Source organism: Arcobacter lacus (assembly GCF_003063295.1).
Taxonomy (GTDB): Bacteria; Campylobacterota; Campylobacteria; order Campylobacterales; family Arcobacteraceae; genus Aliarcobacter; species Aliarcobacter lacus.
Window position 1 is genome coordinate 174,489 of the sequence record NZ_MUXF01000019.1, and the last position, 7,420, is coordinate 181,908.

At 27.6% G+C, this 7,420-nt stretch carries 5 protein-coding genes and 1 pseudogene; 4 read left to right on the forward strand and 2 right to left on the reverse strand.

Features of this window, described 5'->3' with window-relative positions; all coding sequences use genetic code 11:
* Positions 1-141: 141 nt before the first annotated feature.
* Both B0175_RS09605 and B0175_RS09610 read left to right on the forward strand, forming a co-directional pair.
* The gene (locus tag B0175_RS09605; RefSeq protein ID WP_108528358.1) at positions 142-1,581 is read left to right on the forward strand and encodes a sensor domain-containing diguanylate cyclase; all 1,440 of its coding nucleotides are present in this window, start codon (positions 142-144) and stop codon (positions 1,579-1,581) included.
* Positions 1,582-1,590: 9 nt separating this feature from the next.
* Positions 1,591-2,475, forward strand: a complete 885-nt coding sequence (locus tag B0175_RS09610; protein WP_108528359.1) for a VIT1/CCC1 transporter family protein — start codon at positions 1,591-1,593, stop codon at positions 2,473-2,475.
* 19 nt (positions 2,476-2,494) lie between these two features.
* Here the strand turns inward: B0175_RS09610 and B0175_RS09615 are convergent, their stop codons facing one another.
* Together B0175_RS09615 and B0175_RS09620 are read right to left on the reverse strand one after the other, a co-directional pair.
* Complete coding sequence (locus B0175_RS09615) at positions 2,495-4,480, reverse strand: BCCT family transporter (protein ID WP_108528360.1); 1,986 nt, start codon at positions 4,478-4,480, stop codon at positions 2,495-2,497.
* A 171-nt stretch (positions 4,481-4,651) separates the two neighbouring features.
* The gene (locus B0175_RS09620) at positions 4,652-6,268 is read right to left on the reverse strand and encodes a cation:proton antiporter domain-containing protein (RefSeq protein ID WP_108528361.1); all 1,617 of its coding nucleotides are present in this window, start codon (positions 6,266-6,268) and stop codon (positions 4,652-4,654) included.
* Positions 6,269-6,383: 115 nt separating this feature from the next.
* Between B0175_RS09620 and B0175_RS09625 the strand changes: the two genes are divergently transcribed.
* Positions 6,384-6,689 carry a DUF6172 family protein gene (locus B0175_RS09625; RefSeq protein ID WP_108528362.1) on the forward strand — a complete coding sequence of 102 codons (306 nt, stop codon included), beginning with the start codon at positions 6,384-6,386 and terminating at the stop codon, positions 6,687-6,689.
* A gap of 72 nt (positions 6,690-6,761) precedes the next feature.
* Positions 6,762-7,420, forward strand: a pseudogene (gene glyA, locus B0175_RS11330) (serine hydroxymethyltransferase); the annotation flags it as partial.

A 7,420-nucleotide genomic window follows, 5' to 3' on the forward strand; every position in this document is an offset into this window, starting at 1 on the left:
TATAGTTACAGGTTTTTAATACTCAAATTCTTCTCAAAAATGCATACAATATATACATTTATTAAAAAAAGTTCTATTTTAATTAAGTTTTTTTTATAAAAGAAGAGTGTATCCTAATCTATCTAATTTAAAAGAAAATACATGCTGTTAAAATCAAAATACAAAGTTGTTGTACTAATCACTGTTTTATTAATCTTTTTTTCTATATTACTTTCATTTATAAATTATATAGTTTCATTAAGAAGTGCTCAAAGCCAGTTAAAAGAACAAGCTTTACCCTTATCTTTAGACAATATTTATACAGATATACAAAAAAATATCATTCAACCATACTTAGTTTCTTCTATGATGGCAAATGATACTTTCGTTCAAGAATGGCTTGCAAATGATGAAGAAAATAATCAAAGAATAGAAAGATACCTAGAAGCTATCAAAAATAAATATGATATGTTTAATACATTTTTAGTGTCAGATAAAACAAAAAATTACTATACTCAAAGTGGTTTTGTAGAAAAAGTAGATGAAAATAATCCAACGGATAAGTGGTATTTTAATTTTAAAAATACTCAAAACAAACATGAAATAAATTTAGATTTCAATGAACATTTATCAAATAATCTAATTATGTTTATAAATTACAAAATTTTTGACAAAGAGTATCACTTTTTAGGAGCTACTGGAGTTGCTATCAAAATCTCGTATATTGATGATTTACTAAAATCTTTTAGATCAAAACATAAGTTTATTGTTACTTTTTTTAATGAAGATGGAAAAGTTGTTCTATCTGAAAGACAAATAAATAGTAAAAAAAATTTAGATGAATATGAAGGTTTGAAAGAGTATAAAGATGTTATTTTATCAAAAAAAGCAAATACGATTGAATATTCAAATAAAGGAAATAGATATATTTTAAATACAAAATATATTCCTGAATTAGATTTATATTTAACTATTGAAGCAAATTTAAGTGATTTTACAAAAGATGCTCATGATGTATTTTATTTGAACTTATTAGGTTCAATTTTTGTTACATCTATTATCTCAATTCTTATTTCTTTAATAATAAAAAACTATAGTAAAAAATTAGAGTATCTTTTAGTTTATGACCCTTTAACAAATATTCCAAATAGAAGAGATTTTGAAGAAAAACTAAAAAATCAAATATTATTGAAAAAAAGAAAAGAGACTGAAATATCTTTAATATTTTTAGATGTAGATAACTTCAAAAGAATAAATGATCAATTTGGTCATCAAAAAGGTGATTTAGTTTTAAAAAGAGTTGCTAATATTTTGGCTTCTGGTATTAGAGAAACTGATTTAATCGCAAGATGGGGTGGAGAAGAATTTATCATAGCTTTGATTGATTCACCACTTGAAAATTCAAAAATAATTTGTGAAGACTTAAGAAAAGTCATTGAAGAAGATATGGAATTGGTAGAAATTTGTTCTTTTAATGTTACTGCTAGTTTTGGTTTAACAATGGTGAAAAAACTAGAAACTAAAGAAAGTGCATTAATAAGAGTTGATGAAGCAATGTATAAATCAAAAAATAGTGGGAAAAATAAAATTACAGTATTATAAAGGGAAAAAATGAATATTATCTCATCAGATAAAGAAAAACTAAAAAAAGCTCTAAAACAACAACAAAACGAGATAAATGATTATACTATTTATAAAGCCTTATCTCTTTTTCAAAAAAATGAAGAAAATAAAAAAATATTTGAAAAAATTGCAAATGAAGAAAAAAGTCACTACGATTTTTGGGTAAAAATCACAAATAAACAATTGAAAGCACAAAATATAATAGTATTTTGGTATCTTTTTCTTGTAAAAATTTTTGGTACATCTTTTGCTTTAAAATCTTTAGAAAAAAGAGAAGCTGGAGCAGAAGAGTTTTATAAAGAACTTTTTGAAATATATCCAGAATCACGAAATATTTATAAACAAGAAACTGAACATGAATTTGCTCTTATTGATATGTTGCATGATAAAAAACTTATTTATGCAGGTGCAATAGTTTTAGGTATGAATGATGCTTTAGTTGAGTTAACAGGGACATTAAGTGGTATTGCTTTTGCTTTTGACAAAAGTTTAGTTGTTGGACTTACTGGACTTATCATGGGAATAGCTGCTTCGCTGTCAATGGCCGGTTCAGCATATCTTGAAGCAAAAGAAAATCCAAGTGAACTTATAAAACCTCTAACGTATTCACTTTATACTGGAGTTTCATATATTCTTACAACTGCTATTTTAGTAATTCCATTTTTCATATTTGATTCTATTATCGAATCTTTAATTTTAATGTTTATTTGTGCATTTATTGCTATTGTTTCATATAATTTTTATATAAGTGTTGCAAAAGATTTAAGTTTTACAAAAAGAATTTTACAAATGTCAGCTATAACTTTTGGTGTTGCAATAATCTCATTTTTGATTGGGTATTTAGTAAAATATTACTTTGGAATAGAAATTTAAAAGAGAGAGAAACTCTCTTTTAATCAACAGGAACAGCTGGATTTAAACTAGAGGTATTGTTTAAAAAGTGTCTATGTTTCTCAAATTGATCTATTATATCCGTTATTATAGCATCTACATCATATCCATAAATATCATAAGTTTTATTTCCATCTTGCAAAAATACTTCGGCTCTTGCATACTTCTTTTGCTCATTGGTAGGATTTTCATTTTCTGGATAGGCATAATCTGGCATATCATAATTTCTTGCTCGAACTTCATATATAAAATCAAAATCATTTGAGTGTTCAACTCTTAGTTTTGAAATGGCTTTTCCCTTGTCATTTGAAACTTGAACTATCCAAGAGTGTTTCTCAAGCTCATTTTTAACCGTATTCATAGCTTCAATTATATCTTCATTTATAAATTTCTTTGCCTCTTTAACTTTTGGAAATTCTATAATTCTATTAAGTCTTAAACTCCAATTTCCAATTATACTTCCATGTCTTCCTGCATTCATATGATGTTTTAAGCTTTCACTTCTAATATACTCTAAATTTAAAGCTTTATAAACTCCCCAACAAGCAACAAGCATAACAATAGCAAAAGGTAAAGCTACCACAATAGCAGCTGATTGTAAAGCTTCAAGCCCACCAGCAACAAGCATAGCAATAGCCACAACACCTTGAGAAAGCGCCCAAAAAACTCTTTGCCAAACGGGATTATATATCTTTCCTCCACTTGATATTGTATCAACTACAAGAGCGCCACTATCTGAAGATGTTATAAAAAATATACCAACCAAAATTATTGCAAAAAATGAAGTTATTGTAGAAAAAGGATAGTGTTCTAAAAACTTAAAAAGTGCAATAGTTACATCACTTGAAACAGCTGATGCTAAAGTAGTATATCCTTCATTTATTATAGAATATAAAGCACTATTTCCAAACACAGTCATCCAAAGAAAAGAAAAACCCACAGGTACAAATAAAACTCCAACAACAAACTCTCTTATGGTTCTTCCTCTTGAAATTCGAGATATAAACATTCCTACAAATGGAGCCCAAGAAATCCACCAAGCCCAATAAAATAGTGTCCAAGAACTAATCCAAGATGATTTTTCTTCATAAGCATATAAATTAAAAGTTTTTTCTACAACACTTGATAAATATGTTCCAACATTTTGAACAAAAGCATTTAAAAGATGAAATGTTGGACCAGCAATAAATACAAATAAAAGTAAAAAAAAAGCCAAATATACATTTAGAATAGATAACTTTTTAACTCCACTATCAAGACCTAATACAGCCGAAGCTAAAGCTATTGCACAAATAAGAACAATTAAAATAATTTGTGTATTAAGCCCAACTTCTATGTTAAAAACATAGTTTAATCCAGAATTTATTTGTAAAACTCCAAATCCTAAAGTTGTAGCAACACCAAATATTGTTCCTAAAACTGCAATAATATCAACACTATGTCCAATTTTTCCATATATTTTATCACCAATTAAAGGATAAAGTGCCGAACGAATAGTCAAAGGAAGTCCATGTCTAAAGGAAAAATAAGCTAAAACCAAACCAACTATTGCATAAATAGCCCAAGCGTTTAATCCCCAGTGAAAAAATACTATTCCCATAGCATCTTTTGCAGATTGAATACTTTGTTCACCTACGGGTGGATTTGTATAGTGAACTATTGGTTCAGCAACTCCCCAGAACATTATTCCTATACCCATTCCAGCAGAAAAAAGCATAGAAAACCAAGAAAAATTAGAGTAATCGGGTTTTGATTGATCAGGACCTAGTTTGAATTTACCAAATGGTGAGAAAGCTAAAAATAGAGCGAAAATAGTAAAAATTGCAACACTTAACATATAAAGCCAACCAAATTTATCAGCTATAAAATTTTTGGTGGTGGTAAAAATATCCTTGGATAAAGCAGGATTGATAAAAGTAAATACTACCAATAAGGTAATAAAGACGACTGCGGGTATAAAAACAGGTTTTAAAACTGTTGATTTCATAATTCTCCTTTTTATGTAATGTCTTCTAAAATAACAAAGCTTTTCTTAAGATAGAGTTACTAAAGAGAATAAAACAGGTCTTTGAGATAGTTCAAAGCCCTATTTTATAGAGAGTTTTAAAAGATTCAAAATTTAGGTTATATCTATGTAGATTTAAAAAATGAAAATATTTCACTTCTTACAATTTTCATAATCTATTGCTGCTTCTTCAACCAACAATCGCCCTACTTCAGTGTGAGCATGAACAAATCTTTTTATATTTAAATCTTTTAATTGAAGTTTTTCTTCCACTGATTCAATTTTTAATAAAATACTAGCCTCTTTATGAAAATTCAAAACAGCTTCACAAATCAATCTTTTTCTAGGAGTATCACTAACAGTTACGATAACGCTAGAAGCTTCATCTACTTTTAAAGATTCTAAAACTTGTCTTTTATTTAAGTGTCCAAAATATGAACGATAACCTAGTTTCCTAGCTGTTAAAACTTGTCTTAAATCGTTTGTGATAATTACAAAAGGAATATTTCTTTCCGTTAAATCCATAGCTATTACTTTTCCTAAGATAGAAAATCCACAAACAACAACGTGATTTTTATCTTTTAGAGGTGTGATATTATCTGATTCAAAATAGTCTTCTGCTATAAATGCTGATAATTTATAGATATTATTTACAATAAATGGTGTTAAAATCATAGATAAAACTGAAATCAACATTAAAAAGTCTGCTGTTTGAGCAGGTATTATATTTTTGCTTGAAGCAAGTGTAAATATAACAAATGAAAATTCTCCGACTTGACAAAGAGAAATTGCAGTTTTTACAGAAATACTTCTATCTGATTTTCTTCTAATTATCACATAAACAACTAAAGCTTTTATTATCATAATTCCTACAAAAATAGCCAAAATCAAATGTAAATTATGGAAAAAATACAAAATATCTATTTTTGCACCAACACTGAAAAAGAAAGTCCCTAAAAGTAAATCTTTAAAGCTTGCTATTTCTGATTCAACTTTTATACTAAAGTCTGTATCAGCGATTATCATTCCCGCAATAAATGCACCTAAAGAGTAAGTAAAACCTAACTCTTCAGCTAAAAGTGAAGCACCAACAACAATAGATAAAACTGCTCCTAAAAATATCTCATCCATACTACTATTTGAAGCAAATTTCAAAAGCCAATTTATGACTTTTTTACCAATTACAAACATATATAAAATAATCAAAATAGCAGAAATCAAAGTTTTTGTGATAACTTCCTCAATAGCTAAAGTATCATTTGTCAAAAAAGAGATTAAAAGTAAGATTGGAATTACAGCTAAATCTTGAAATATTAAAATTGCTGTTGCTTTTTCTCCATAAGGAGTATGAATATCTTTTGATTGTTTTAAATATGTTAAAACAATTGCTGTTGAAGATAAAGAAAATGCTAAAGCTACAATTACTGCAACTTCAGCTTCTAACTCGAAGATATAATATCCAACTAAATAAATCAAAATAGCACTAATTGCAACTTGTAAAAAACCATTTAATAAAAGTATTTCTTTCATTCTTTTGATTTTATCAACACTTATTTCAAGTCCAATAGTAAACATCAAAAACACTATTCCAAACTCTGCAATCGCTTCTAGGGAGTCAATATTTACTCCATTAAAATGAAACCAATAACTAAGCAAAGTCCCAGTTAAAATATATCCAATTATTTGAGAAATCCCAAATCTCTTAAAAATTATATTCAAAACTGTAGAAACAAAAATAGCAAGAAATAGCGTAATTAAAAAATGATTCATTGTGTTATGTTTTCCTTGAAAATTGGTCGATTATATCAAAAATTATCTTAGTTATTTTATATCGCTCAAAAATTGATATTTACTTTGATATAATTCCAAGCATAAAGGATAAATTATGAAAAAAACATTTCAATTAAAAGTTACAAATAAAAATGTAGCAAGACAAGTAGATTCAATCAAAAATGAAGTTAGAAAATATATAAAAAGAGAAAAAAGTAAAAAACTTCCAGAAGAGTTTAACATTTGGAAATTCAATTGCAAATTTGGAAAAACTTTAGAAGAAGCAAAAGAGATACCATTTACAGATATTATCAAATCAATAGATTTTGCAGCAGCTCAAGATTATGATAGTTTTTATTTAGAAATTATGGCTTTTGCTGATGTAAAAGTTATAAAAAATAATGACGAAAAAGAAGATTAAAAAAATAGCAATTTTTGGATTGTTTTATTCCTTCACTTTAAGTTACTATTTTAAAAATAAAAAGGAGAAGAAATGAGTTATATAACAGAAGCGAAATTAAAAGAGGCAGATGTAGAAGTATATGATATCATAGAAGAGGAGTTAAAAAGACAAACAACTCACTTAGAGATGATAGCAAGTGAGAATTTCACATCTCCAGCAGTAATGCAAGCAATGGGAAGTGTATTTACAAATAAATATGCAGAAGGTTATCCATATAAAAGATATTATGGAGGATGTGAACAAGCAGATAAAGTAGAACAATTAGCAATTGATAGAGCTTGTAAAATCTTTGGTTGTAAATTTGCAAATGTTCAACCTCATTCAGGAAGCCAAGCTAATGGTGCAGTTTATGCTGCTTTAATTAAAGCTGGTGATAAAATCTTAGGTATGGATTTATCTCATGGTGGACATTTAACTCATGGTTCTAAACCATCATTCTCTGGACAAAACTATCAAGCATTCTATTATGGTGTTGAACTTGATGGAAGAATCAATTATGATAAAGTTCAAGAGATAGCAAAAATTACTCAACCAAAAATAATCGTTTGTGGTGCTAGCGCATATGCAAGAGAGATTGATTTTAAAAGATTTAGAGAAATAGCAGATTCAGTTGGAGCTATTTTATTTGCTGATATTGCACACATTGCAGGTCTTGTAGCAGCTGGTGAACATCCATCTCCATTTCCTCA